Source organism: Enterobacter sp. C3_dUdeg (genome assembly GCF_057536195.1).
The window spans coordinates 276,250-301,936 of sequence record NZ_BAAKFX010000001.1 but is presented as its reverse complement, the minus strand read 5'-3'; the positions used below and the strand labels follow the sequence as shown (position 1 = coordinate 301,936).

At 45.5% G+C, this 25,687-nt stretch carries 22 protein-coding genes; all 22 read right to left on the bottom strand.

Annotated elements, in window-relative coordinates; genetic code table 11:
- Positions 1-21: 21 nt before the first annotated feature.
- On the bottom strand, positions 22-1,188 hold the full coding sequence (gene ugd / locus AC27FC_RS01315; RefSeq protein ID WP_112778164.1) for a UDP-glucose 6-dehydrogenase: 1,167 nt from the start codon (positions 1,186-1,188) through the stop codon (positions 22-24).
- 226 nt (positions 1,189-1,414) lie between these two features.
- On the bottom strand, positions 1,415-2,821 hold the full coding sequence (gene gndA, locus AC27FC_RS01310) for an NADP-dependent phosphogluconate dehydrogenase (RefSeq protein WP_024908082.1): 1,407 nt from the start codon (positions 2,819-2,821) through the stop codon (positions 1,415-1,417).
- A 167-nt stretch (positions 2,822-2,988) separates the two neighbouring features.
- On the bottom strand, positions 2,989-4,359 hold the full coding sequence (cpsG, locus tag AC27FC_RS01305; RefSeq protein ID WP_232938330.1) for a colanic acid biosynthesis phosphomannomutase CpsG: 1,371 nt from the start codon (positions 4,357-4,359) through the stop codon (positions 2,989-2,991).
- Positions 4,360-4,371: 12 nt separating this feature from the next.
- Positions 4,372-5,793: a mannose-1-phosphate guanylyltransferase/mannose-6-phosphate isomerase gene (locus AC27FC_RS01300; RefSeq protein WP_112778439.1), complete on the bottom strand. Its 1,422-nt coding sequence runs from the start codon at positions 5,791-5,793 to the stop codon at positions 4,372-4,374.
- A 5-nt stretch (positions 5,794-5,798) separates the two neighbouring features.
- Entirely contained in the window at positions 5,799-6,566 is a 768-nt protein-coding gene (locus AC27FC_RS01295; RefSeq protein ID WP_126327791.1) for a glycosyltransferase, read from the bottom strand.
- A gap of 5 nt (positions 6,567-6,571) precedes the next feature.
- Positions 6,572-7,564 carry a glycosyltransferase family protein gene (locus tag AC27FC_RS01290; protein ID WP_126327790.1) on the bottom strand — a complete coding sequence of 331 codons (993 nt, stop codon included), beginning with the start codon at positions 7,562-7,564 and terminating at the stop codon, positions 6,572-6,574.
- Entirely contained in the window at positions 7,557-8,813 is a 1,257-nt protein-coding gene (gene wzy, locus AC27FC_RS01285) for an oligosaccharide repeat unit polymerase (protein WP_126327789.1), read from the bottom strand. Before wzy ends, AC27FC_RS01290 begins: the two co-directional genes overlap by 8 nt.
- Complete coding sequence (locus tag AC27FC_RS01280; protein ID WP_126327788.1) at positions 8,800-9,876, bottom strand: glycosyltransferase; 1,077 nt, start codon at positions 9,874-9,876, stop codon at positions 8,800-8,802. Before AC27FC_RS01280 ends, wzy begins: the two co-directional genes overlap by 14 nt.
- Before the next feature lie 7 nt (positions 9,877-9,883).
- The gene (locus tag AC27FC_RS01275) at positions 9,884-10,816 is read right to left on the bottom strand and encodes a hypothetical protein (RefSeq protein WP_126327787.1); all 933 of its coding nucleotides are present in this window, start codon (positions 10,814-10,816) and stop codon (positions 9,884-9,886) included.
- Positions 10,816-12,297 (bottom strand): lipopolysaccharide biosynthesis protein, encoded by a 1,482-nt coding sequence (locus AC27FC_RS01270; protein WP_487159829.1) that lies wholly within the window; start codon positions 12,295-12,297, stop codon positions 10,816-10,818. The genes AC27FC_RS01275 and AC27FC_RS01270 overlap by 1 nt, the downstream gene beginning before the upstream one ends.
- Complete coding sequence (locus AC27FC_RS01265; RefSeq protein ID WP_112778445.1) at positions 12,290-12,865, bottom strand: acyltransferase; 576 nt, start codon at positions 12,863-12,865, stop codon at positions 12,290-12,292. Before AC27FC_RS01265 ends, AC27FC_RS01270 begins: the two co-directional genes overlap by 8 nt.
- Complete coding sequence (vioA, locus tag AC27FC_RS01260) at positions 12,849-13,973, bottom strand: dTDP-4-amino-4,6-dideoxy-D-glucose aminotransferase VioA (protein WP_196355236.1); 1,125 nt, start codon at positions 13,971-13,973, stop codon at positions 12,849-12,851. Before vioA ends, AC27FC_RS01265 begins: the two co-directional genes overlap by 17 nt.
- Complete coding sequence (gene rfbC / locus AC27FC_RS01255) at positions 13,963-14,520, bottom strand: dTDP-4-dehydrorhamnose 3,5-epimerase (RefSeq protein WP_126327784.1); 558 nt, start codon at positions 14,518-14,520, stop codon at positions 13,963-13,965. Before rfbC ends, vioA begins: the two co-directional genes overlap by 11 nt.
- Before the next feature lies 1 nt (position 14,521).
- Positions 14,522-15,400 (bottom strand): glucose-1-phosphate thymidylyltransferase RfbA, encoded by an 879-nt coding sequence (gene rfbA, locus AC27FC_RS01250; RefSeq protein WP_112778370.1) that lies wholly within the window; start codon positions 15,398-15,400, stop codon positions 14,522-14,524.
- Positions 15,401-15,449: 49 nt separating this feature from the next.
- Positions 15,450-16,349: a dTDP-4-dehydrorhamnose reductase gene (gene rfbD / locus AC27FC_RS01245; RefSeq protein WP_112778369.1), complete on the bottom strand. Its 900-nt coding sequence runs from the start codon at positions 16,347-16,349 to the stop codon at positions 15,450-15,452.
- 2 nt (positions 16,350-16,351) lie between these two features.
- A complete protein-coding gene (rfbB, locus tag AC27FC_RS01240) occupies positions 16,352-17,434 on the bottom strand; it encodes a dTDP-glucose 4,6-dehydratase (protein ID WP_112778368.1) in 1,083 nt (360 codons plus the stop codon).
- Positions 17,435-17,784: 350 nt separating this feature from the next.
- Positions 17,785-18,681: a GalU regulator GalF gene (galF, locus tag AC27FC_RS01235; protein ID WP_112778367.1), complete on the bottom strand. Its 897-nt coding sequence runs from the start codon at positions 18,679-18,681 to the stop codon at positions 17,785-17,787.
- 176 nt (positions 18,682-18,857) lie between these two features.
- Entirely contained in the window at positions 18,858-20,249 is a 1,392-nt protein-coding gene (gene wcaM / locus AC27FC_RS01230; RefSeq protein ID WP_112778366.1) for a colanic acid biosynthesis protein WcaM, read from the bottom strand.
- 12 nt (positions 20,250-20,261) lie between these two features.
- Entirely contained in the window at positions 20,262-21,482 is a 1,221-nt protein-coding gene (gene wcaL, locus AC27FC_RS01225; RefSeq protein ID WP_033145971.1) for a colanic acid biosynthesis glycosyltransferase WcaL, read from the bottom strand.
- A complete protein-coding gene (gene wcaK / locus AC27FC_RS01220; RefSeq protein WP_032658813.1) occupies positions 21,479-22,759 on the bottom strand; it encodes a colanic acid biosynthesis pyruvyl transferase WcaK in 1,281 nt (426 codons plus the stop codon). Before wcaK ends, wcaL begins: the two co-directional genes overlap by 4 nt.
- Positions 22,760-22,776: 17 nt before the next feature.
- A complete protein-coding gene (wzxC, locus tag AC27FC_RS01215; RefSeq protein ID WP_023312393.1) occupies positions 22,777-24,255 on the bottom strand; it encodes a colanic acid undecaprenyl disphosphate flippase WzxC in 1,479 nt (492 codons plus the stop codon).
- A 1-nt stretch (position 24,256) separates the two neighbouring features.
- Positions 24,257-25,651, bottom strand: coding sequence for an undecaprenyl-phosphate glucose phosphotransferase (gene wcaJ, locus AC27FC_RS01210; protein WP_033145973.1), 1,395 nt, complete (start codon positions 25,649-25,651; stop codon positions 24,257-24,259).
- Between the last annotated feature and the right edge of the window lie 36 nt (positions 25,652-25,687).

Genomic DNA, 25,687 nt, shown 5'->3' with positions numbered 1-25,687 from the left:
TTTACAAAATAACGCAGAGAATCAGTCGCTACCAAACAGATCGCGGGTATAAACCTTATCCGCCACGTCAGCCAGCTCTTCCGCCATGCGGTTTGAAATGATGACATCGGCTTCTTTCTTAAAGGCATCCAGATCGCGGATCACCCGGGAATTGAAGAACTGATCGTCCGGCATGGCAGGCTCATAGATAACAACCTCAACCCCTTTCGCCTTAATGCGCTTCATGATCCCCTGAATGGAAGAGGCGCGGAAGTTATCGGAGCCACTCTTCATGATCAGACGGTATACGCCGACCACTTTCGGTTGACGCGCAAGGATGGAATCGGAGATGAAATCTTTACGTGTACGGTTAGCGTCAACAATCGCCGAAATGAGGTTGTTCGGCACAGCCTGATAGTTTGCCAGCAATTGTTTAGTATCTTTTGGCAGGCAATAGCCGCCGTAGCCAAATGACGGGTTGTTGTAGTGGTTGCCAATACGCGGGTCGAGACACACACCTTCAATAATCTGGCGGGTATTCAGGCCAAGACTCTCTGCATAGCTGTCTAGCTCATTGAAATAAGCTACCCGCATTGCCAGGTAGGTATTCGCGAAGAGCTTAATCGCCTCAGCTTCGGTGGAGTCGGTGAACAGCACCTGAATATCTTTCTTCACTGCGCCTTCCTGAAGCAGCGCAGCAAAGCGTTCAGCGCGCTCTGAACGTTCGCCAATGACGATACGCGAAGGATGCAGGTTATCGTAAAGCGCTCTCCCCTCACGCAGGAATTCAGGCGAGAAGAAGATATTATCAATACCGAACTTTTCTTTAATAGATTTGGTAAACCCAACAGGAATGGTCGATTTAATAACCATCACCGTGTCAGGGTTAATCGCGATAACGTCTTTGATAACCGCTTCTACAGTTGAGGTGTTGAAGTAATTGGTTTTAGGATCGTAGTCAGTAGGCGTCGCAATGATGACGTAATCCGCATCGCGGTATGCATCTTCTTTATCTGTCGTGGCGCGGAAATTCAGCGATTTATTGCTGAGATAGTCCTGGATTTCTTTATCCACAATCGGCGATTTTTTCTGATTGAGCATATCCACTTTGGCCTGCACGATATCCAGCGCAACCACTTCATGATTCTGGGCAATCAGAATGCCGTTAGAAAGACCGACATACCCTGTTCCGGAGATTGTTATTTTCATTCGCTAATGACTTCTGTGAGTTAACTGTACTGATGGCCGCCAGACCATCGCGATAAACATAACTGTTGGGCTTTGTACCTCCTGGCAAACTGAACTGTCAAGGCAAACCAGGAGTAATCACTACGAGCGGGGCGAGATTCAGACTACTTCGAATAACAGGCGACACTTTTTGCATAAAAAAACCCGGAGACATGCTCCGGGTTTTGATTACAGCGAATAAGTTAACTTATTCCATCCATTCGGTATGGAACACGCCTTCTTTATCGGTACGTTTGTAAGTATGCGCACCGAAGTAGTCACGCTGTGCCTGAATCAGGTTAGCTGGCAGCACAGCAGCACGGTAGCTGTCGTAGTAGGCTACTGCAGCAGAGAAGGTCGGAACCGGGATCCCGTTCTGGACAGCGTAGGCAACCACGTCACGCAGCGCCTGCTGATATTCATCCGCAATCTTCTTGAAGTACGGTGCCAGCAGCAGGTTGGCGATACCGGCGTTTTCAGCATAGGCATCGGTGATTTTCTGCAGGAACTGCGCACGAATGATGCAACCCGCGCGGAAGATCTTCGCGATTTCACCGTAGTTCAGATCCCAGTTGTTCTCGTCTGACGCCGCACGCAGCTGAGAGAAGCCCTGCGCGTAAGAAACGATTTTACCCAGGTACAGTGCACGGCGCACTTTCTCAACGAATTCGGCTTTATCACCCGCTGGTTTAGCCTGCGGGCCAGATAGTACTTTAGATGCCGCGACGCGCTGCTCTTTCAGAGAAGAAATGTAACGCGCGAAGACGGATTCGGTGATCAGAGACAGCGGTTCGCCCAAATCCAGAGAGCTCTGGCTGGTCCATTTACCGGTACCTTTGTTCGCAGCTTCATCCAGAATCACATCAACCAGGTATTTACCCTCTTCATCTTTCTTCGTGAAGATATCTTTGGTGATGTCGATCAGGTAGCTGTTCAGCTCGCCTTTGTTCCACTCGGTAAAGGTTTCAGCCAGCTCTTCGTTAGAAAGGTTCAGACCGCCTTTCAGCAGGGAATAAGCTTCAGCAATCAGCTGCATGTCGCCGTATTCGATGCCGTTGTGCACCATTTTCACATAGTGACCTGCACCGTCTGCACCGATATAGGTTACGCAAGGCTCACCATCTTCAGCCACGGCTGCGATTTTTGTCAGGATAGGCGCAACCAGTTCGTACGCATCTTTCTGGCCGCCAGGCATGATAGATGGGCCTTTTAGGGCGCCCTCTTCACCACCGGAAACCCCGGTACCGATGAAGTTGAAGCCTTCAGCAGACAGCTCACGGTTACGACGAATGGTGTCCTGGAAGAAGGTGTTACCGCCATCAATGATGATGTCACCTTTTTCAAGGTAAGGCTTCAGGGAATCGATAGCTGCATCGGTACCTGCGCCCGCTTTCACCATTAACAGGATACGACGAGGCGTTTCCAGAGACTCAACGAACTCTTTCACCGTATAGAAAGGAACCAGTTTCTTGCCTGGGTTCTCGGCAATCACTTCTTCGGTCTTATCACGGGAGCGGTTGAAAACGGAGACGGTATAACCACGGCTTTCGATGTTGAGCGCCAGGTTGCGCCCCATCACTGCCATACCGACAACGCCGATCTGTTGCTTGGACATTACATACTCCTGTCAGGTGTGGTCACCACGGCTTATGCGCGGCTTGAAATGTGGTTGAGATGTTAACTCAGTATTAGGTGACATGAATAGCTTTTGCTGATCTATGTCACACTGATTGCACAATCCAGGTACAGTCAAGCCGCCAGAAATACGCTGGCGGCAGACCCTCACTTCCTGAGCAAAGCCAGAATTTCTTGCGTTTTCTCTTCCATCAGCGCCGTGTCAGCACGGGACTCCACGTTCAGGCGCACCACCGGCTCGGTGTTGGACGAGCGCAGGTTAAAGCGCCACTGCGGGAACGCCATGCTGATCCCGTCCGTACGGTCAATTTCCAGCGCGTGGATCGCAAAGTGCTGCTCCACGCGGGCAATGGCCTCGGCCGGCTGCGCCAGCTTGCTGTTGATCTCCCCGCTCGCCGGGAACGCCGCCATGCGGTCGCGCACCAGTTCGCCCAGCGTCTGCCCCTTCAGGCACAGCAGCTCGGTCACCAGCAGCCACGGGATCATCCCGCTGTCGCAGTAGGCAAAATCACGGAAGTAGTGGTGGGCACTCATCTCGCCGCCGTAGATGGCGTCTTCTTCGCGCATACGCTCTTTGATGAAGGCGTGGCCGGTTTTGGACATCACCGGCGTGCCGCCTGCGGCAGACACCACGTCGACGGTGTTCCAGGAAAGGCGCGGGTCATGAATGATTTTCGCGCCCGGGTTTTTCTCGAGGAACGCTTCCGCCAGCAGGCCGACAATGTAGTAGCCCTCGATGAACTGCCCTTTCTCGTCGAACAGGAAGCAGCGGTCGAAGTCACCGTCAAAGGCGATGCCCATGTCCGCACCGTGCTCAATCACCGCGTTGCGGGTGTCGTCGCGGCACTCCGGCAGCAGCGGGTTAGGAATACCGTTCGGGAAGTTGCCGTCCGGGGTGTTGTGCACCTTGACGAAGGTCACCGGCACGTTCAGCGCCTTAAAGCGGGCTTCCAGCGCGTCCACCACCGGGCCGGCCGCGCCGTTACCGGAGTTGATGACCAGCTTCAGCGGCTTGAGGTTCGCCACGTTGATGTAGCCCAGCAGGTGGTCGATGTACTCTTTCTGCAGGTTGATTTTTTTGTAGCTGCCGCGCTTCGCGTCGTTCACCGGCGGAAAGTCGTTGGCTTCCGCCAGGCGCTGCACGTCGCGCAGGCCGGTGTCGCCGCTGATAGGACGGGCGCCCTTGCGCACCAGCTTCATCCCGTTGTAGTCCATCGGGTTGTGGCTGGCCGTCACTTCAATACCGCCGTCCACGCCCAGGTGGAAGGTGGCAAAGTAAATCTCCTCGGTCCCGGAAAGGCCAATATCCAGCACGTCCACGCCCGCGTCCTGCAGCCCTTTCGCCAGAGCCAGCTTAAGGGACTCGCTGGTCAGACGCACGTCGCCGCCCAGCACGATGGTCTGCGGTTTTAAATATTCGCCATACGCGCGGCCAATGCGCCACGCGATGTCTTCATTCAGCTCTTCGCCCAGCTTGCCGCGAATATCGTAGGCTTTAAAGCTTGTTAACTCTTTAATATTTTTCATATATTATGAATGCCCATATCTATCTGTAAGGCGGATAATGTCATCTTCATCAAGATAAGTCCCTGATCTTACCTCTATAATTTCCAAGGAAATTTTACCAGGATTATGAATAGAATGTTTCGTACCTATTGGTATGTAAACCGACTCATTTTCAGTAAGGAGCTTCGTCAATTCATTAATTGTAACTTGTGCTGTTCCAGACACAATAATCCAATGTTCAGCTCGATGATGATGAAGCTGCAAAGACATTCCCTCACCAGGTTTAATAGTAATTCGCTTAACCTGATACCTTTGACCAGAATCTATAGAGTTGTATTTACCCCAAGGACGGAATACTTCAAGATGAGTGTGATGCTCGTTTCTTCCTTCAGATTTAATGCGATCGACTACTTTTTTTACATCCTGTACGGAAGAAAGAGCAGAAATTAGAAGTGCATCTTTAGTTTGAACAATGGCTAAATTATTTATGCCGATTGTGGTGACTAAAGATGATTCGGCATAAATATAATTATTCTCTGATGAGAGACAAATCACATCACCATTTATCGCGTTATTGTTATCATCTTTAGTGCTTAATTCCCAAAGAGCAGCCCAAGACCCAACATCGCTCCACTCTGCCGACATTGGGATTACAACAGCATCCTCGGTATTTTCCATTACAGCATAATCGATGGATTCTGATGCACAAGCAGTGAAAAACTCCTCATTGACTCTTATAAAATCAAAATCCAAACTATTATCACCCATACATCTATGGCAAGATTCATAAATATCAGGACGATATTTTTTTAATTCTTCAAGATATTTTCCTGCATTAAATAAAAACATCCCACTATTCCAGTAATACTCTCCGGAATCTAGATACGACTGAGCGGTAAGAAGATCAGGCTTTTCTACAAAAGAATCTACCTTAAAACATAACCCACTGGAACAACTTGAAAGAGAAGTCCCTCTCTTAATGTATCCATAGCCTGTTTCTGGTTTATCGGGAGCGATCCCAAATGTCACTAACTTCCCACTCATAGCGTAAGGAATGGCTTTAGTTAACGTTTTCTGAAACTCTTCAATATCGTTTATCGAATGATCCGCAGGCAATACTAGCAGTAACGAGTTTTTTTTATGATACATAGCAGCTAAAGCTATTGCAGGGGCTGTGTTTCTACCAACCGGTTCAAGCAAAATATTCTTGGAAAGCTTATTTTTTGCTCTTAATTGCTCAGCCACAATGAATCTATGTTCTTCATTACAAATAACAAAAGGATGGCTACATTCAAGCCCATTTAGTCTTTCAAGCGTTTTTTCCAACATAGTGGATTTGCCATCGAAACTTAGAAATTGTTTTGGATATAATTCACGAGAAAGCGGCCAAAGGCGAGAACCATTGCCACCACATAATATTACAGGAACCAAATCGTGTTTTGTCATAGTAATTACCGCCCGAAAAGTTTCCACTTATATGTTTTTATCAAGTAAATACAAATGCTTTTTAAATGCCAATAGAAATGTTTGGAAAACAGTCGCCTATTATTAAATCTAGCGTAGTGAATTGCTTTTATATCAGCGAAGCAATATAACTTGCTTTTGAGAATGAATTTAATTCTCCAACACAGATCAATATCCTCACAATACATGAAGAATTTTTCATCAAAACCATTAAGTAAATCGAAAGTTTTGATGTTAAGGATAATGAACGAACCAGCACACCATTCAATTTCCTGGACAGGAGAAAATTTAGTTTTATCTTCAATGCTGTTATTTCGCCCTAAAAGATAGGAGCCTAAAAATGTTAATGGCGTGGGAAATTTTCTTACTGAATTATCAAAAGTAGTAAATCCTTCGTCATTATATAGATTTATAGTTGCGCAAGAAATACCTCTCTCTCTCATATTATAGATGAGAGATAATAAAGCATCAGTTTCGACATAAACATCAGGGTTTAAAATTAAAAAGAAATCATCCTCCTGCGCCCGCCCCCTAATTTTCTTAAAAATAAAGTTGTTGTTTGCACCAAAACCTAAACCTCTATTTTCATCGTAATACTGGATGCCATTCTCTTCGCAATATATTTTTAATCTAGCTTCACCATAATTGTCTTTAACGATGACTTTAACATCAGGCAGTGTGGAAACTTTTGCAAGACAATTTAGCTCATTAATAATGTTATAATGTTTATGTGAAACAACTGCAATGTATAACATATTTGTTATCTTCCGGCCTTAATAAATTCAACTGCTGATTCATACGCATTCAAAACACGAACGGGGGGGGAATAGCTTTTCAACGGACTATTTACTGTGGATTTTTGAACTCCGAAAAGCAAATCATCAATGTTTTGATAAAAATATGCACCTCCCTCAAAAAATTCTTCAAATACATCGCATCTTATGAGATGCGTGGGGAGGTTATTAACAAGTGCTGTTGCGATTGGTCTGCCAAAACCTTCCATACTGCAAACAGAAATGAGAGCATTAACTTTGGCGAAGAAAAATTCTAATTGACAATTATCGCTTCTGATCAGAGAGATGTCCAAATCCTGAAAGCTACTACGCAATTTTTTATAGTATTCGGTATCATGACCATAAATTAAGAATTTAAATTTTTTCTCTAAGTTAAGACGGCGCACTTGTGTAAATAGTTCATGATAATTTTTTTTGTCGGAATCAGTGCCAACCAATCCTATTTTCATTACGGTATCATTTGCAGGCATTAATGTAATAGATGGTTCACTTTTAATTGGAAACTTATTCGGACAGAACAAAAGTTTATCTTCAGGAATAGATATCTCAATAAGATCCTTTTTGACTGAGGAAGAGTTAATATATCCAACTTTACATTTTGCTGATTTTATAGACATTTTGAACAAAATAGTTTTCAACCATCCTTTATTACCTGTAAAAGGATACATATCATGGACAATTATAAGTTGTTTTTTTAAGAATGGGAGAGGATGGGAACTTGGTGTGAAAATAAAGACATCAGAAAAAAAACTGTGGAAAAAAAACATAACATACTGAAGTAAACTAAGATTAATTATGTTGTGTTTTTCTTTTAGCCTATCAATAGCCTTATTTTCAGGAAAACCTTTACGTAAGATAATCATATGTGTTTCTTCTAAACTATTAATATAGTCAAGAGAATAATAGAATAACCCATTTGTGTTCTTAATATGCCACATATTGATAATAACATTATTCACAGACGTGTTCACTCCTTCCACTTAATTTAAAAAGCGTAATAATATAGAATAAGAACAAGGTATTTAGCAAAAGAATGAACGAGGCGAACCATCCCGGTAGAATTAAAATTAGCCACATATACCAAATCATGTCATTCGCTAATTCTTCAGAAGTTATTTTTTTTATTAAGATAACAGTGAGAAAACAAAGCATTATAACAAAAATCAAATACACGCCGATTTCAAAAGGATAGATGAAAATCCAAGACAAGAACGTAGGGTTTGAGTTCCAACTACCTAAAATGCTTTGTGGATCTATAAAATATGCAAAAACCTCACCTAAGTTATTCGCACTTGGATTACCTATTATACGATCCCAGATTAAACCATATATTCCTTCATTCCAAAAGCTATTGACTGCATGCGCATCAATGTACGTTGAAATTTGATCCTTGAGTGAAAATAATACAGTTGCATTAGAGAATATTTGGATGCGAGAAAAAAACTGATCTAAACCAAAGATTAATCCGTTTAAGTAACCAAGTAATCCTTCATTATTAAAAACATAACTCCATGTAATAGAAAGAACAGAAGTAAAATTTTGTCCCAAAGCTAAAGAGTCACGAATTGAATATTTAATAACTAATATGAAAGGATAAAGCAGAAATAATATCAACGCAAATTTTGCTAATACACCGATTCTCAATCTTCCTTCTCTGTACCTATGGCAAAGCTCAACAAATAAAATAAAAATAAAAATAGAACTCCATCCCCTTAAAATATTTGAGAGGACAGCAAGGGCGCAATTATATTTAGCGAGTTTACTTTTTCTGAAAACACAATAATATATAAAAAAGAGATTGTCTGGTGAAATCAAAACCCAGAAAGCAGAAATTATGCTACCTTCTCGATTTGTAGAATTTGCGCCAAAACTCCCAGTAAATGTGAAATAAATGATAAACAGTGTTTGTATAAAAATTACGAACCAACCCCAAAAGCCTTCACTTCTATTCCAGTTAACCTTATTTAAATTTGAAATCAGGGGGTTAATCCTAATATGAATGAGGCTGCGGTATAAAAAAACCATAAAGAAACAATAGAAGAATAAAATAAGGATAAGAATATACATCGCAGCTTCTTTATTATTATATTCGAACTGCGACACTTCTCCTAAGAAACTCCCATTTATATAATAATGAATAAATGAATAAATATTCGCTATTAGAAATAACAATAAAAATAAGAACTTGGGGTTTTTAATCAATTTCACTACTTTGCCCCTTAATTATAAAAGCAATAACTCTCTCTCGCCTGCTCGCAATTAAAGATTCTTTAAGTGAGGGCTTATATTTAAAACTATAAAAATTATCATTCAAAATTTTTATTAAATCAGCCTGGGATTGATATCTATATTTTTTGAACGTAACGCCTCTAAAACCAGGTATATCTCGTGCTATTACAGGAAGTCCGCATGATGAAAACTCCCTTACAACCAACGGTTCACCTTCCCAGCGAGAATTCATTATGAGTACGTCATTACAACCTAAATGCGAGTGAAGTGTTTTTGTATCTAGCCATCCTAACATTTTTATATTAATATATTTTGCTTCGCTGCACATACTTCTAATTAATTGTTCTTCAGGCCCCCCCCCGATGATAATAAAATCCTTAAATGGATTATCATGTCTATCTAATAAATTAATTAAATTAATTATATTTTTTTGAATATTGTCAAGCCTACCACAATATACTAATCTTTTGCCTCGGTCTTCATTAACTAATGGCAATTTATCAACTACGTTTGGAAGGATTAAAGATTTTTTATTATAAAATTCTTTAATCAAGTATGCTTGAATTCTGTTAATAGTAATAACTGTATCAACATTTGCACATGCTAGTCTTAGAATTATATTTTGCAAAACCCCGATCAATGGCCGCAATATTTTTTTATCAACTACCATTGGTACATAACCAATAGTTTTAATATTTTTGTTTATAGATTTTATTAAGTATGAATAGAAAATAATACTTTCAATTGTACCTCCACAGATCATTACTTTATGTATCTTTTTATTGCGAACAATACCCTCTAGATGTTTTTTTAAAAATCTACTTTGTGATAATAGCGAAAATAAAGACCCTTGAGGGAATTCAAAATAATCTTTATTCACATCGCTAAATTCTATTTCATTAAGAACTTTTTTATTTCCGCATTCAATGAAAGTATTACTTATTTCACTTTTCTCATGTTTATATATTTGATTAATGAACTCAACACTTTGAAACTCATGCCCACCGATAATCGAGCTTGGGACTAAAATTAGCAATGCCATGATGTTCTCATTTATAAAATTGTTTTAACTGTAAGAGATGTTGATAAACGCCAAGATATCTCGCTATCTGTGTGATTTTTTTTCCGTTATAAAATTTTGAAACTTTTTTTGTGCTCGACATTGAATTAATTTTATTACATTCAAAAGAGAATTCTAATTTATCACCATCATCAAGCTCTACATTATATTTATCAGTATTTACGCCTCTACTTGTTCCAGAGCCATCGTTCCCAATATTTAATACTTTTGATTTCATCGGTAATACAGACACCATATCAAGTCTGGTCATATTGCTACAAAGTACAGCGTCAGGGAAATGAGCCTGTTTTTTATAATCTCTTTTTAGGGAGTCAGTAATATATAAGCCCCCCATTCTATTTATTTTTTTCAAGATCCCATTTTCTTTTAATTGTTCATAGTTATTAATTAATGGGTTCAACAAATCGTATTTATGTTTCCATGTAGCATAACCCCAAGAAATATTCCATGGATAAAACCATATATCGCCATTTAAATTTGGTGTTAAATCGACAGGAGGGCAATATCCACAAATTGAATATACAGAAGACTCATCTTTGAAATACTCCAGACCAGAGTTCATGAAACTTAAAAAATTAGAAGATGTTAAGTTATCATCTTCCATTGAGATAATTTTACCGTGAAGATCAATTATCTCACGCTCAGCTCCAAATATGCTTTTCGCTGGACCCAGGTTACTCTGTCTAAAAACCAATTCAACTGACAAAAAACCCTTTATTTTCCTTGAGAAATCCCTAATTTTCTTTACGTTCTCCTCATCTTTTTCAGAAGCAGCGGCATCTGAAACTATATAAATAGTAGATTCTTTTGCGAGAATATTTTTTTCCAGTGCAGTAATAGTCTGACGAAAATGTTCAAATCTATTATAAGTATAGACCGCAATTGGTGCATATTTGTTCATCAGGAGAACCTACTCTGAATTAATCGAATATATACAAAATTTAATATAAAGAACAATGAACTCAAGAAAAATAACTCTGCAACGAGTTTAATACGCGAATCAAAAACTGACAATGGGAAAGAGGATTGCACAATATACGCAATTGTTATGTTAAAAAGAAGAGGTAATAAACAATCCCGGAAAATCCATTTTGGATATAGGGTTAACGTTATTTTATTTAGTAAATGAAGGTTCCAAAATATAAAATAAGATATATTAATCATAGCCCAAAGCATTGAAACCCCTAGAGCTCCATACTTTGTGACAACTATTGGCAACAATGGAAGATAGATCGCGCAAAGTAATATATTCCCTTGCAAGTGTTTTCTTACAACTCCAACAGAAACCTGAAATGCATATAGTAATGAACCTAAAGCTATGAAAATATTTCCAAAGGTGTAACCAGGAAGAAGATTACCAGCTTGGGATGATGCATCAAGATTCCCTGTCCATATATATATAACTTGCAATGGATAAAAACATAATATCATAGCAACAGGAAAAATAAGACAAACAACCCACCGAGTTGCGTTCTCTAATATTTTCTCTGCTTTAGTTATTCCATCGACTGAGAATGAACTGGTCATCCTGGGCTGAAAAGCTTGAGCAATAGGCTGAGCCAGAATTATAATGCCGCTTGATAGTAGTGTACTTATACTATAAAAACCATAGTTCTCAAGGGTTAGATAAGTTGATAATATTAACTTATCCATGTTTGTTATAAGAACCCAAATCAAACTGGTTGACGCCAGAGCTGCTATTATCCTCCACTGTTCTTTGAGCAAGTTAGAGTTGAATGTAAATAATGTTAATTTAACTGGGACTAGACCCCACACTTTTTGCTGAGTAATTACATATTCAACAATTGAAATAATTAACCACCAAGCAAAAAGGAAATTTACACTTGGATAAAAATGTAATAAAGGTATGCTTGCAGCAAATCTAAGCATACTGAATATAATCAAATTATTATTTAGCCATACCTGCATATCAACATTAATTAATATCCCTCTCGTTACACTGGTTAATAATCTGAATAATGTCATTATTACCAATAAACATAGCGCTAACGCAATTGTTGAAGTATCAAGTGTGTTACTTTTTATCCACATTAAGGATAATGGTTTACTTATTATAACAAAAATGATAGCAACGATGCATGAAAGCGAAATGAGAAATATATCGACGGTGCGGAAAAAAGATGCTGCGATTTTCCAGTCTCCACCTCCGGAATAGGCTTTTGCTGCTTCTCTACCAGTTACTGGAGCTAGACCAGAATTTAACAGCATAACCCATCCCTGGATTAATGAAGCAATACCGACTAATCCAAAAGCATCTTGACCGAGCAATTTAAGATAAAATGGAACAACAAGAAACGATAAAGCTGTTGTTACTATTACACCGAAGTAATTCGCAAAAATATTTTTTTTTATTTTAGACATGTGTTTTAAATTCTTTCAACATTTTTTGCTCAAATTCTTTTACTCCCATTTTCCTTGCCATTATTCTTTTAGCGGGATTCCCATGATAAATACTAAATGGTTCACAGGTTTTCTTTACTAATGATTGTGCAGCTATCGCTGTTCCTTCATTTATTACCACACCTGGAAGTACCACACTGCCACAACCAATAATTACGTGTTTACAGATCACTACGGGTTTGGTTATGACATTTGTGAATTCATTAGGCACCATTGGATTTGTCATCCAATTTCCAGAATAATCGTCACTACTTGAGTAGATTGACACTCTAGAGGATAATCCACTGAAATCTTCAAGCTTAATGTGTTCAGCACCTATCAAAGATGAATATGCAGCTATATGAACATAGTTCCCGACAGAGATGCCATTTTCACCTGCAGATAGAATGCAAAAGTCATCAACTCTGACATTATTACCAAAAGATATTTTTGACGCATTATAAAACGATGCTTTCGTTGATAATAAAACATTACTTCCAAGAGAATTAAAACCCATTTCTTTTAATTGCTCTTCAGTCATGTATGCCATAGAAATACCCTCTTATAGTATCGATTATATAGGAATACTGTTCTTCTGTCATTGCAGCAAAAATTGGAAGGCATAATACTTTTTCTGCAGTAAGATTTGCATTAGGTAATCTTTCGATCGAGGATGACTCATAACCTCGATACATTGGCATATTACTTATCAAAGGGTAGAAATATTTCCTTGATAGAATGCTATGATTTTTTAGATAATCATAAAGCCCATCACGGCTAAATTTATTTGATTCTTCAACTAACAGAGGAAAATATGAGTAATTGCTATTACTTACGCTACTTTTTTCTGGCAACGATAAATGCGGGAATTCTTTCAAATCTTGTCTGTAAGCAGTATCTATAACTTCTCTGGATTTGATTGCACTGTCCACATGTTTCAGTTGTAAAAGGCCAAACGCAGCATTCACCTCACTCATTTTACCGTTTATGCCCGGAGCTGTAACTGTTAACTCATCGACAAATCCAAAATTTTTAAGACGATCTATCCTTTCCTTTGTTTTAGCGTCCGGTGAAACAATTGCCCCACCTTCAAAAGTATTAAACACTTTTGTGGCATGGAAGCTAAGTATTGAAAGATCCCCGCACTGAAGAATACTTTCACCTTTATAGTTTACCCCAAATGCATGTGCTGCATCGTAAATAACTTTTAATCCGTAATTATCAGCAATCTTTTGAATCTCTTCAATTTTTGAAGGGTATCCGTAGCAATGGACTGGCATGATAGCTGTTGTCTGAGGTGTTATTGCCTCCTCAATTTTTTTCGGATCTATATTAAACCCATCCATTTCAATATCAACAAAAACAGGTTTTAAGTTATTCCATAAAATGGAATGAGATGTTGCAACAAATGAATAAGGTGTAGTAATTACTTCACCTTTAATTCGCAATGCTTGTAGTGCTGTAACAAGTGCAATTGTCGCATTTGTAAATAATGAAATATATTTCACACCTAAATAATTACACAATTCTTGTTCAAGTTGTTGGTGGAATGGTCCATTATTAGTTAGCCATTTGTTATCCCAAATCTTTTCAAGATATGGATAGAATTCTTTCAATTCTGGCAAATGTGGTTGCGTGACTGGGATTTTATTTTTCATTTTTACACTCGCTTAAGTATTTTTCTAATGAGATACCATTTTGGTCTTTTAATGACAATGATGATGGTTGCTCCGGCCAGTTAATATTCAAGTCCTCATCGTTCCATTTAATTGTTTCTTCTGCATTAGGATTATAAAAAGATGAAGCTTTATAAACTATTTCTGACTCATCATTCATGACTAAGAAACCATGTGCAAAACCTTCTGGTATCCAAATTTGTTTTTTATTCTCAGCAGAAATGTATTCCCCGACCCATTTTCCAAATGTTCCTGAGTTAATACGAAGATCTACTGCAACATCGAAAATTGCACCTCTTATACAGCGAATTAGCTTACCTTGTGAATCATCACCTTTCTGAAAGTGAAGCCCCCTTAATACTCCTTTTGCTGATTTTGAGTGGTTATCTTGAACAAATTCTATCTCACGTCCAATAATCTTATTAAATTTGTCCTGATGGTAACTCTCCATAAAAAACCCACGCTCATCACTAAATATCTTGGGTTCTAAAATAAGTACATCTGGAATGCTTGTTCTAATAATATTCATTTTAGAGTCCTTTCGCAATTTTTAAAAGATATTGACCGTAAGCATTTTTAGATAATGGCTGCGCTAAGCGATTAACTTGTTCCGCGTCAATAAATCCTTTACGAAATGCAATTTCTTCAGGACAGGAAACCTTCAATCCCTGGCGCTCTTCAATTGTCGCAATAAAATTACTTGCTTCTATCAGACTCTGATGTGTACCCGTATCCAGCCACGCGTATCCGCGCCCCATCATTGCCACAGATAAGCGCCCCTGCTCAAGATAAATACGGTTAATATCTGTAATTTCTAACTCACCACGAGCAGACGGCTTCAGATTTTTTGCCATTTCTACTACGTCATTATCATAGAAATACAGCCCTGTGACAGCGTAATTACTCTTCGGTTCTAACGGTTTTTCTTCCAGACTGATTGCGGTGCCGTTCTTATCAAATTCCACTACACCGTAGCGTTCAGGATCATTAACATGATAGGCGAATACCGTAGCGCCATTATCTTTACTCACTGCGGCTTCAAGTTGCTTCGGTAGATCATGTCCGTAGAAAATATTATCACCCAGCACCAAAGCGCAGCTGTCATTGCCGATAAACTCTTCACCGATGATAAACGCCTGTGCAAGACCATCTGGACTTGGCTGTACTTTATATTGCAGATTCAGTCCCCACTGGCTGCCATCACCCAGCAATTGTTCAAAACGTGGTGTGTCTTGTGGAGTGCTTATAATAAGAATATCTTTTATCCCTGCCAACATGAGTGTTGACAGCGGGTAGTAAATCATTGGTTTGTCATAAATTGGCAGTAGTTGTTTACTCACCGCCATGGTCACCGGGTACAGACGAGTGCCAGAACCACCGGCAAGAATAATACCTTTACGCGTAGCCATCATTTTTTCTCTATAAATGCCAAATGCCCATGTAAGGGCATTTATCTTCTTAAATTGATTGAGTCGTAAAAAGCTCAGCGAGCATTCGTTTTACGCCAATATCCCAGGAGGGCAGTACAAGATCAAAATTCGCCTGAAACTTCTCTGTGTTCAAGCGTGAATTTTTCGGTCGACGCGCAGGAGTTGGGTAAGCCGATGTTGGAACAGCATTAAGCTTTTCAATAGCCAACTCAACACCTGCTTTTTTGGCCTCATCAAACACCAATGCCGCATAGTCGTACCAGGTTGTCGTATTCGACGCGACCAGATGGTAGAGGCCAGCAACTTCTGGTTTCATCATTGCGACACGAATAGCATGCGCTGTGCAGTCTGCTAACAACTCAGCGCCCGTTGGAGCACCAACTTGATCGTTGATAACGGAGAGTTCCTGACGCTCTTTTGCGAGCCGCAACATCGTTTTAGCGAAATTGTTGCCCTTCCCCGCATATACCCAACTGGTCCGGAAAATAAGATGCTTAGGGCAATGCGCCTGCAATGCCTTTTCACCTTCAAGCTTTGTCTCACCGTATACATTCAGCGGAGCAGTCGAATCCGTTTCACGCCATGCCGTTTCACCGTCACCAGGGAATACATAGTCGGTAGAGTAGTGAACAACCCATGCGTCTATTTTAGCGGCTTCTTTGGCTATAGCTTCAACGCTCGTTGCGTTGAGGAGTCTGGCAAAATCCGGCTCAGATTCAGCCTTGTCTACTGCTGTATGCGCCGCCGCATTAACAATGATGTCTGGTTTAATTGCACTAACGGTTTCAGCGATCCCTTCAGGATTGCTAAAATCCCCGCAATATTCTTCTGAATGTACATCAACCGCGATCAAATTACCTAATGGAGCTAGTGCTCGTTGGAGTTCCCACCCCACCTGCCCTGTTTTACCGAACAGAAGAATATTCATTATTAACGTTCCCCGTAGTTCTGCTCGATCCAACTCTTATAAGCACCGCTTTTCACGTTAGTAACCCAATTCTGATTGCTCAGATACCATTCCACCGTCTTACGAATCCCGCTTTCGAACGTCTCCTCAGGCTTCCAGCCTAGTTCAACACCAATTTTATGCGCATCGATTGCATAGCGGCGGTCATGACCGGGACGGTCAGCAACATACGTAATCTGATCGCGATAAGAGCCCTCTTTCGGCACAATCTCATCAAGCAGATCGCAAATCGCATGGACTACGTCCAGGTTCTGCTTCTCGTTATGCCCACCGATATTGTATGTCTCCCCCGGTTTCCCCTGAGTGACAACGGTATAGAGTGCACGCGCGTGATCTTCGACATACAACCAGTCACGGATTTGATCGCCCTTGCCGTAAATAGGCAGAGCTTTACCGTCCAGCGCATTCAAAATAACCAGCGGGATCAACTTTTCCGGGAAATGGTACGGGCCGTAGTTATTCGAACAGTTGGTGACGATAGTCGGGAAACCGTAGGTACGCAGCCAGGCACGAACCAAGTGATCGCTGGAGGCTTTCGACGCCGAATACGGGCTGCTAGGCGCATAAGCTGTGGTTTCAGTGAAGAGCGGCAGCTCAGCTGATGCCGGGTGCTCATCAGGATGCGGCAAATCACCATACACTTCGTCGGTTGATATGTGGTGGAAACGAAACGCTTTCTTCGCCTGTTCATCCAACGTTGACCAGTACGCACGAGCGGCTTCCAGCAGTACATAAGTGCCGACGATATTGGTTTCGATAAACGCAGCCGGGCCGGTAATAGAACGATCGACGTGACTTTCGGCGGCCAGGTGCATCACCGCATCAGGCTTATGTTTTGCGAAAATGCGATCCATGGCGTCTTTATCGCAAATATCCGCATGCTCAAAAGCATATCGATCGCTGTCGCTGACTTCACTAAGCGACTCAAGGTTGCCGGCATAGGTCAGCTTATCCACATTGACGACGTCGTCCTGGGTATTTTTAATAATATGTCGTACAACCGCTGAGCCGATAAAGCCGGCCCCGCCCGTCACAAGAATTTTCACGTTATCTGTTCCGTCTAGTATATGTCTGGATACTGGCGTTCTGAAACCTGAGCATTTATTGACGGTTTCAGAAATTGAGCACGCTACCGCCCCTGGCTTAACAGCTACCAGTGCACTGAGCGATGTCTGATTAAATGATTTTTTTGTCTGGATCCAGACAAAAACTGGCGTTAATTGTCGTCCTAAACGACCTCAGAAACAAGCACAAATCGCTACAAAGCGATCCAGATTAAGACCCTATAACTCTCTGTAATCATGGGATTAATAACAAAAAGCGGCAGTCATCATTTTGGCTATATTTCAATACACCAAAATAATGACTGCCGCTTGTTCAAGACGTTGCAGCAATATCAGTCGCTTGCGAGCAACTTCTCAATACGGGTTCTGAACTTCGCCCCTTCCTTCAGGTTACGCAGTCCATAGTTCACGAACGCCTGCATATACCCCATTTTCTTACCGCAGTCATAGCTGTCGCCGGTCATCAGCATAGCGTCAACGGACTGTTTTTTCGCCAGTTCGGCAATCGCGTCGGTCAGCTGAATACGGTCCCAGGCGCCTGGCTCGGTTTTTTCCAGCTCTGCCCAGATATCGGCATTCAGAACGTAACGGCCAACCGCCATCAGGTCCGAATCCAGCGTCTGTGGCTGATCCGGTTTTTCGATGAACTCAACGATGCGGCTCACCTGCCCTTCCGTTTCCAGCGGTTCTTTAGTCTGGATAACGGAGTACTCAGAGAGATCGCCCTTCATGCGTTTCGCCAGCACCTGGCTGCGGCCGGTTTCATTGAAACGCGCCACCATTGCCGCCAGGTTGTAACGCAGCGGATCGGCAGAAGCGGTATCGATGATGATGTCCGGAAGAACAACAATGAATGGGTTATCACCCACAACCGGACGAGCACACAGGATAGAGTGGCCCAGGCCCAGCGGCTGCGCCTGACGCACGTTCATGATGGTCACGCCCGGCGGGCAAATAGACTGCACTTCCGCCAGCAGCTGGCGTTTGACGCGCTGCTCAAGCAGCGCTTCGAGTTCGTAAGAGGTGTCGAAGTGGTTTTCTACCGCATTCTTGGAGGAGTGCGTAACCAGGACGATTTCTTTGATCCCTGCAGCAACAATCTCATCGACAATGTACTGAATCATTGGCTTATCGACGATCGGCAGCATCTCTTTAGGAATGGCTTTTGTGGCTGGCAGCATATGCATGCCCAGGCCTGCTACCGGAATGACTGCTTTCAAATTAATCATTATTTCTTCCACCTTAAAATGGTTGACGAATTATAGCTCTTAAACCTGTTTTCGCCAGCATGATTTGCCGTAATCCTTGGGCAATGTTACGCCTTAGCATCACAAATTTCTGTAGTTGTAATCTGATTAGATCGCGCTTTTATGCCAGGAATAGTCTCAAAACTGCTGATTGTCGATTATCTGTGCGGAAGCGCAAAGTTAAGCCTTTCCACATTCACTACCTGCTGGTCGACCCGGTCAATATCGACCGAGCTTTGCCCCTTCTCATTCACTGCTTTTATGTTCGCCAGCGACAGCAACGTCTCGTCTTTCGCCATGAATTTACCCCGCACATCCTTGCGCAGGTCGAAGTTGATCTTCAGGGCGGGCCCCACAGCGGCTTCCTGCATCACATTGATGTTGCGTAAAAAAAGATGCTGCGGCTTGTTGTGCAGTTCAAGCGTCGCCCGCTGCATCTCCACGTTGGTTATCGCCACAAACGAGGTGGCGTTACCGGATGAAATCTGTATTCCGCGCAATTTATACGCAAGCTGACGATTATCGAGATGAATATTGTTGAGCTTGAAGTTCTGCGGGATGGACAAATAATCGCCTTTTATCACCCCATAGCCGATTAACATTCCGGCACTGTTCACCATGTCGACATTATCAATAATGAAATTATCACAGCCATAAATGGCCACCGTGGCGTTGTCTATTCCCGCCTTTTTACTGAAGTCGGGAGTTATATTTTTGGCCTTAATATTGCGGATAACAAAATGTTTACCGTTTTCAACGTGCACCAGCTGGCGACAGTTGCTGCCGGTGATGTTTGCCACCACGAAGTTCTTGACGGTTTGCTTCTCCGGATAGTCGTTATCGTAGGTGCTGCCGGCGAGGCCAATGCCGATGCCCCAGTTGATCTTGCCGTTGGTGCAGTTGATGTTGTCGATGACATGGTCAGAGATCAGGATATTGCGATCGTTGATGGCAACGTTCCACTCGATCGCATCCCCCTGGAGATGGCTAAATTTGCTGTTGGTGATGCGGGCTCCGTCCACCTGGTTGTGGAAACCCTGGCGCAGGATGGCGTAGTTGGCCTGGCTTACGCTGATGTTATCAATCAGCAAATTGCGCATTACGCTCGGTTTCTTGCCGCCGATGTAGATCTGCGTCACCGGGCCAAAACCGCTCATGGCCAGCCCTTTGATAACGCAGTCAGAGCCGCGAACGTCGAGCGTGATGTTCTCCGTGCGGCCAGCACCTTCGCCTATCACTTTGCTGCCTTCCTGCAGAACAAAGCGGCCGCGCCCGTTGCCGGTTAACGCCCCGCGGATCAGCAGCGTTTTACCGTCGGGAATGAAAATGCCGGTATTGATGTTTTCGCAGGTAAGCCCGGCAGGGACCACGACGGTGTCGCCGTCATTAAACGCCTGCTTAAAAGCGGCGATCCAGTCGTTGTTATTGTACTGATTAACAGAGACCGTTCTGCCGCTTGCCGCCCGCGCGATGCGTGACGACAGCAGCGGCGTGACCGCCAGAACGGAGAGAGAAGAGACAAAGTTGCGTCGGGTAATCTTTTTCAGCATACATCCTCGGCGTTACAACGTTTGCAGCAGGCTCGCTAACTGGCGGTTAATCACCTGCTGGTTAAAATCGGTTTCCACTTTTTGTCGGGCGTTCTGGAGCACGGGCTCCAGCGCCTGCTGGTCAATATCGCTGAAGGCTGCTAATCGGTCCGCAAGGGCCATCGCGTTATTCTCCGGCACCAGCCAGCCGGAGTGGTCAGACTTAATCAGCTCCGGGATCCCGCTGTGCAGGGTTGATACCACCGGAATACCTACGGCCATCGCCTCCATCAGCGCCACCGGAATGCCTTCCATATCGCCATCGGCGCCCGTTACGGAAGGCAGCAGAAAGACATCAGCCTCGTCGAGCATGGCCTTGACCTCGTGGCTCGGCTTGAACCCCGGCATCTCTACGACATCTTCCAGCTGATACTGTTCGATAAGCGTGCGCAGACGACGCTCCCACGGCCCAATGCCGAGAATGCGATAGTGGAAATCCACCCCGCGCGCTTTCAGCTGGCGACAGGCTTCAATGGCCACATGCAGGCCTTTCTTCTCGGTCAGGCGAGCAACGGAGATGATCTGCAGCGGTTTTCCCGGCACCTTGACAGGACGGCGAGTGAAGCGCGTTAAGTCCACGCCCATACGCGAAACGGCAATTTTCTCTCCCGGGCAGCCCATGTTTTTCAGGCGTCCGGCCCACAGGTCGCTGATAGGCAGCATCATGTCGCCGCGCCTGAACAGCTGCTGATACTCCGGCGTGTAGTGGTTCAGCACTTCGCGGCTGGAGATATCGATACCGTGGAAGATGGTCGCAATTTTGCCGTCAATCACGCCCAGTTCGCGCAGCTTCGCGGCGGTGACGCCCGCGGGGCCAAAGTGGGCGATAAAGACGTCGGCACGATACGGCTGCGCGGTTTGCCCGCAGATGGCCGACAGGATCAGATTGCGGGATTCGGAACCATAGCGGGAAACATTCAGCGCCCGCCACGTCGACGCGCGGTGGATCCCGCGCAAGGTCTGGCTGGCCCGGTGGCGCAGCTTGCTCAGCCTCCCGGACGGCTCATCCTGCAGCCAGCGGGTTTTCGCCTCCAGCCCATACTGGGTATACGCCGCATGGGTATTTTTGGTATCGCCCTTTTGCAGGGCGATAATCTCCACGTCATATCCCATATCGATAAACGCGGTGATTTGGTTCAGGACAAACGTTTCAGACGACAGCGGAAATTTCAGTAAGAAGAAACCAACCTTCATTTCCCCTCCCGTACGCGGTCAAGTACCGATTTCACCATCCCAATGCCCTTCTCGCGCTCGGCTTTCACCGCCACCGCCAGGCGTTCATTGATCGCAGGCAGCTGGCCGAGCGTGTCGCCCACCATCGCACCGAGCGAACCATCGAGCAGATGACGGATATCCACGGCCATTTCCGGCATACCGAGCTGCTGCATGATGCCTGCTGATTTGTGTTCGTAGTTGATGGCAATGGCCGGCGTGCCAAAGTTCATGGAGATAATGGCGGAGTGCAGGCGCGTGCCGACGGTCAGGTCGCAGGCGGAGAGCAGCTTGCCCATCTCCAGATCGTTCAGTTCGTCCATCACCACGTGATAGCGGGACGGATCGTTCACCAGATTGCGCAGGTTCAGCGCCACCATACGGTCGTCTTTGTTGTAGCTGTCGATGCCGGTGCAGGTGGAGAGCGCCAGCACCTGGTACCCGCTGTCCAGCACGCGGTTCACCACGTCGGCGAAGGCTTTCTCATACGCCGCCTGGGTCGTACCTAAACGCTTATCGAAGGGCGCCAGCTCGCGCAGGGTAATCGCGACGGTTTTCTGTTTCGCCGCCACGTCGAGCCAGTGCTGCACCGCGTAGCTCGGCTGGAAGCTGTCGTCCTGGTGATCCACCAGCCACGCGGTGTCCACGCCGTGCTCAACTTTTGAGGTGTCAATTTCGCTGCGCTTCATCATGTCGAGGCTGACCGACTCGCGCAGGATCAGCGCGTCGCAGTGGCCGAACACGTAGTTTGCGAGCTGGTTAAACTGCGGATCCTGGAATGGCCCGACGCTGTGGCCAATCATAAACAGCGGCTTTTTCGCCATAAAGGTGCAGAGCGCATGCTCAAACTGCGGCACGCCGTAGAGATCGACGAAGAACGATCCGCCGACCTGGATAATGGCGTCGTAGCCGGACAGCAGACGGACAAAATCGGTAAAGCCCTGTGCGATAGCAATATTGCGCAGCTTGCCGGTATCGGTCACGCGGGAAAGCAGCACCTGGTGCTGGTAGCGACGGCGCAGCACTTTCTTCACCCGACCCATCACGCCCGCGGCGTTGTTATGCTGTTTCATCTGGCTGTAGAGCGGGTCGCCCATCACCGGGCGGTTCAGTAACCAGGATGAGCTGACCGGATAACGGCTCATCACGTCCACTTCAGTCTCAGGCTTAAGGGTGTTAATTGCATCCAGTAAACCGCGCAGGATGGCGCTGTCGCCACGGTTGCCGCAGGTATGGTTGCCAAGAATTAATAATTTCATAATGGCCTCTTAAATAACTAGCCTGCGCGAAGCAGCGTTTTCATTTTTTCGTTACGGCAAAACTGGCGCTTCATCTCCACCACCAGCGCATTGCGTGACAGCACAATCATCACGCCAAATGCCAGCGCCCCCGCGGCAACCTGCACCGCCAGCAGCGCGGCCAGCGGCAGGTGACCACTGAGGATGATGCCCAGGCCGTAGCTCACCGCCAGGGTCGGCAATGAGAGATAGAACGGCAGCCACAGGCTCAGGATGTACTGACGGTAGCTGGAGCCCAGCACCGGCTTGATCATGATGAAGTAGCTCAGAACGGTATTGACTACCTGCACCAGCAGGAAGCCCAGCGTGACGCCGATGGCGCCCGCCATATGCCCGCCGACGATAATCGCCGGAATAAACAGGAAGGTTTTAAACACGTTGAACTTAAAGCTGATATCCACGCGCGCTTTTGCCATCAGCAGGGAACCAATCGGATTCCCCACGGAGCGCAGCAGCCCCACCACGCACAGCAGCTGCAGGATCGGGATGATGCCGTTCCACTTCTCGCCAAACACCAGCGGCACGAAGTTGCTGGAAACCACCATCAGCCCCAGCAGCACCGGGAAGTTGATGATCCCCACCACGGAAAGCAGCTTGTAGAAGTTAACGCGCAGCTTCTCGGTGTCGTCCTGAATCTTGGCGAACGCCGGGAACAGGACGCGGGTGATGATCGGGTTCAGCTTCATCGGCGGCACCACCGCGACGTTGTAGGCCAGGTTGTAGCCCCCCGCCACGCTCGCGCCAAGAATACGCGCCAGCACCAGCGTCGACAGGTTGGTATTCACATAGTTGATGATGCTGTCCGCCGTCAGCCACGCGCCAAAGCGCAGGTTGGACGAAACGGACGCGAGAGAGAAATGCAGTCCGGGACGGTAAATCTTGCGGCCAAAGTAGCCGAACAGCAGCGTACGCACGGCAGAGTTAACCAGGTATCCGAGGATGGCGGTCATCGCCAGCGGCCAGAAATGGGCGCTCACCACGGTGAAGGTAAAGCCCGCCAGCACCGCGCTGGTCTCAATCATGCCGATCTTGTTGAACTCCAGCTCTTTCTGCATCAGCGCGCGGAACTGCTGCCCGTGCGGGATCACCACGAAAGCAAACGACAGCGTGCGCATCAGCGGAGCCAGATCCGGGTTGTGCAGCACGCTGGCGATGGTGTCGCTCAGCAGGAACACCAGCACGAACACGAAAATTCCCAGCCCCACGTTCAGCCAGTAGAGCGTAGTCAGCTCAAGATGGCTGATCTCTTTGCGCTGGATAATCGAGTTGGCGATACCAAAATCAGACAGCGTATCGGCCAGCGCGATAATCACCAGCGAGACGGTCAGCAGGCCGAACTGGTGATTATCAATAATGCGCGCCAGCACGGTCATCTGCACCAGACCGAGGCCAATGATGACGATGGTCGCCATCGCTGACCACTTCGCCCCGCTGATGGTTTTTTCACGTAAGCTCATCTTAGTACGCCGCTTTGTTCACGAAACCTTTGAAGATGGTCAGAAAAACAATCTTGATATCGAACCAGATACTCCATTCACGGATGTACTCCAGATCGAATTCGATACGTTTTTCCATTTTTTCCAGCGTGTCGGTTTCGCCGCGCCAGCCGTTGATCTGCGCCCAGCCGGTAATGCCCGGCTTCACCTTATGGCGCAGCATGTAGCCTTCAATCAGCGAGCGGTACTGCTCGTTGTGCGCCACCGCGTGGGGACGCGGGCCAACAATCGACATGCCGCCGGTGAAGACGTTGATAAACTGCGGCAGCTCGTCCAGCGAGGTGCGGCGCAGGAAGTTCCCCACGCGGGTGACGCGCGGATCGTTCTGCGTTGCCTGGGTCACCACCTTGTCGTTTTCCATCACCTTCATGGAGCGGAATTTCCACACCATAATCGGCTTACCGTCCATACCGTAGCGGGTCTGGCGGAAGATAACCGGGCCGGGAGAGCTCAGCTTCACCGCGAGGGCAATGCAGCACAGCACCGGGGAGATGAGCAGTAAAATCAGCGAAGAGAGCACGATATCTTCCGCACGCTTGAGCACGCGGTTAATGCCCGACAGCGGGGTGTCGTACAGCGGTACCACCGGCACGCCGTTCACTTCTTCAATGCGTGAATGAAGGATGTTGAAGGTAAAGACGTCCGGGATCAGGATCACCGAACAGGTGGTGTCCGCCAGCTCGCGCATCAGTTGCTTAATGCGGGATTCGTCTCTCATCTGCATAGCGATGTAGACGTTGTGAATTTTACCGGCTTTCGCATCTTCAATAAGCTGTTCGTAATTGCCCGCCCAGTCCGACGGCACGCCGCCCGGCTTCGCGTCGTGATAAATTCCGACCACTTCAAACCCTAACCACGGCTCTTTGCGGAAGCTGTCGAGCAGAACCTTACCAACCGGCAGATCGCCCGCTACCGCAACGAAGCGACGGTTATAACCGCGGTTACGCAGCCAGCCCGCGCCGAAACGGATCAGGGAACGGCACACCACCATGCCGACGCTGGTGATCAAATACCAGCAGAGATAGGTGACGAGGCGATTATCAAAATCATGGCTGAAGGCTACCAGGCCTGCGCTGAAGATCAGACTCAGGGTCCAGTTCTGCAGCAACAGCATCAGTTCGGTGGTCATTTTCACGCCGCGCCACGAGCGGTAGAAATCGGTCATCCCGCCGATCATCTGAAACACGACCAGCGCAATGAGTGCCATCAGCAGATGCATATATAAGAACGGCAGCCCGCCGATCCGACACACCGCCCACAATCCACCGACCATGATGGTGATATCAGAAAAACGCTGCACCATAGAGATTAACGATGCATTCGTTCTCGCTCGTTCGCGTTTTTTTAGATTCGTCATCGTTGTTCCTGTATTCGGTTCCCCCTCCCGCCGGGA

Bases quoted from the DNA above. Each gene is read 5' to 3' on its own strand.
- ugd (WP_112778164.1), bottom strand. From the start codon at position 1,188: ATGAAAATAACAATCTCCGGAACAGGGTATGTCGGTCTTTCTAACGGC.
- gndA (WP_024908082.1), bottom strand. From the start codon at position 2,821: ATGTCCAAGCAACAGATCGGCGTTGTCGGTATGGCAGTGATGGGGCGC.
- AC27FC_RS01300 (WP_112778439.1), bottom strand. From the start codon at position 5,793: ATGACAAAACACGATTTGGTTCCTGTAATATTATGTGGTGGCAATGGT.
- AC27FC_RS01295 (WP_126327791.1), bottom strand. From the start codon at position 6,566: ATGTTATACATTGCAGTTGTTTCACATAAACATTATAACATTATTAAT.
- AC27FC_RS01280 (WP_126327788.1), bottom strand. From the start codon at position 9,876: ATGGCATTGCTAATTTTAGTCCCAAGCTCGATTATCGGTGGGCATGAG.
- AC27FC_RS01275 (WP_126327787.1), bottom strand. From the start codon at position 10,816: ATGAACAAATATGCACCAATTGCGGTCTATACTTATAATAGATTTGAA.
- AC27FC_RS01270 (WP_487159829.1), bottom strand. From the start codon at position 12,297: ATGTCTAAAATAAAAAAAAATATTTTTGCGAATTACTTCGGTGTAATA.
- AC27FC_RS01265 (WP_112778445.1), bottom strand. From the start codon at position 12,865: ATGGCATACATGACTGAAGAGCAATTAAAAGAAATGGGTTTTAATTCT.
- vioA (WP_196355236.1), bottom strand. From the start codon at position 13,973: ATGAAAAATAAAATCCCAGTCACGCAACCACATTTGCCAGAATTGAAA.
- rfbC (WP_126327784.1), bottom strand. From the start codon at position 14,520: ATGAATATTATTAGAACAAGCATTCCAGATGTACTTATTTTAGAACCC.
- rfbA (WP_112778370.1), bottom strand. From the start codon at position 15,400: ATGGCTACGCGTAAAGGTATTATTCTTGCCGGTGGTTCTGGCACTCGT.
- rfbD (WP_112778369.1), bottom strand. From the start codon at position 16,349: ATGAATATTCTTCTGTTCGGTAAAACAGGGCAGGTGGGGTGGGAACTC.
- galF (WP_112778367.1), bottom strand. From the start codon at position 18,681: ATGATTAATTTGAAAGCAGTCATTCCGGTAGCAGGCCTGGGCATGCAT.
- wcaM (WP_112778366.1), bottom strand. From the start codon at position 20,249: ATGCTGAAAAAGATTACCCGACGCAACTTTGTCTCTTCTCTCTCCGTT.
- wcaL (WP_033145971.1), bottom strand. From the start codon at position 21,482: ATGAAGGTTGGTTTCTTCTTACTGAAATTTCCGCTGTCGTCTGAAACG.
- wcaK (WP_032658813.1), bottom strand. From the start codon at position 22,759: ATGAAATTATTAATTCTTGGCAACCATACCTGCGGCAACCGTGGCGAC.
- wzxC (WP_023312393.1), bottom strand. From the start codon at position 24,255: ATGAGCTTACGTGAAAAAACCATCAGCGGGGCGAAGTGGTCAGCGATG.
- wcaJ (WP_033145973.1), bottom strand. From the start codon at position 25,651: ATGACGAATCTAAAAAAACGCGAACGAGCGAGAACGAATGCATCGTTA.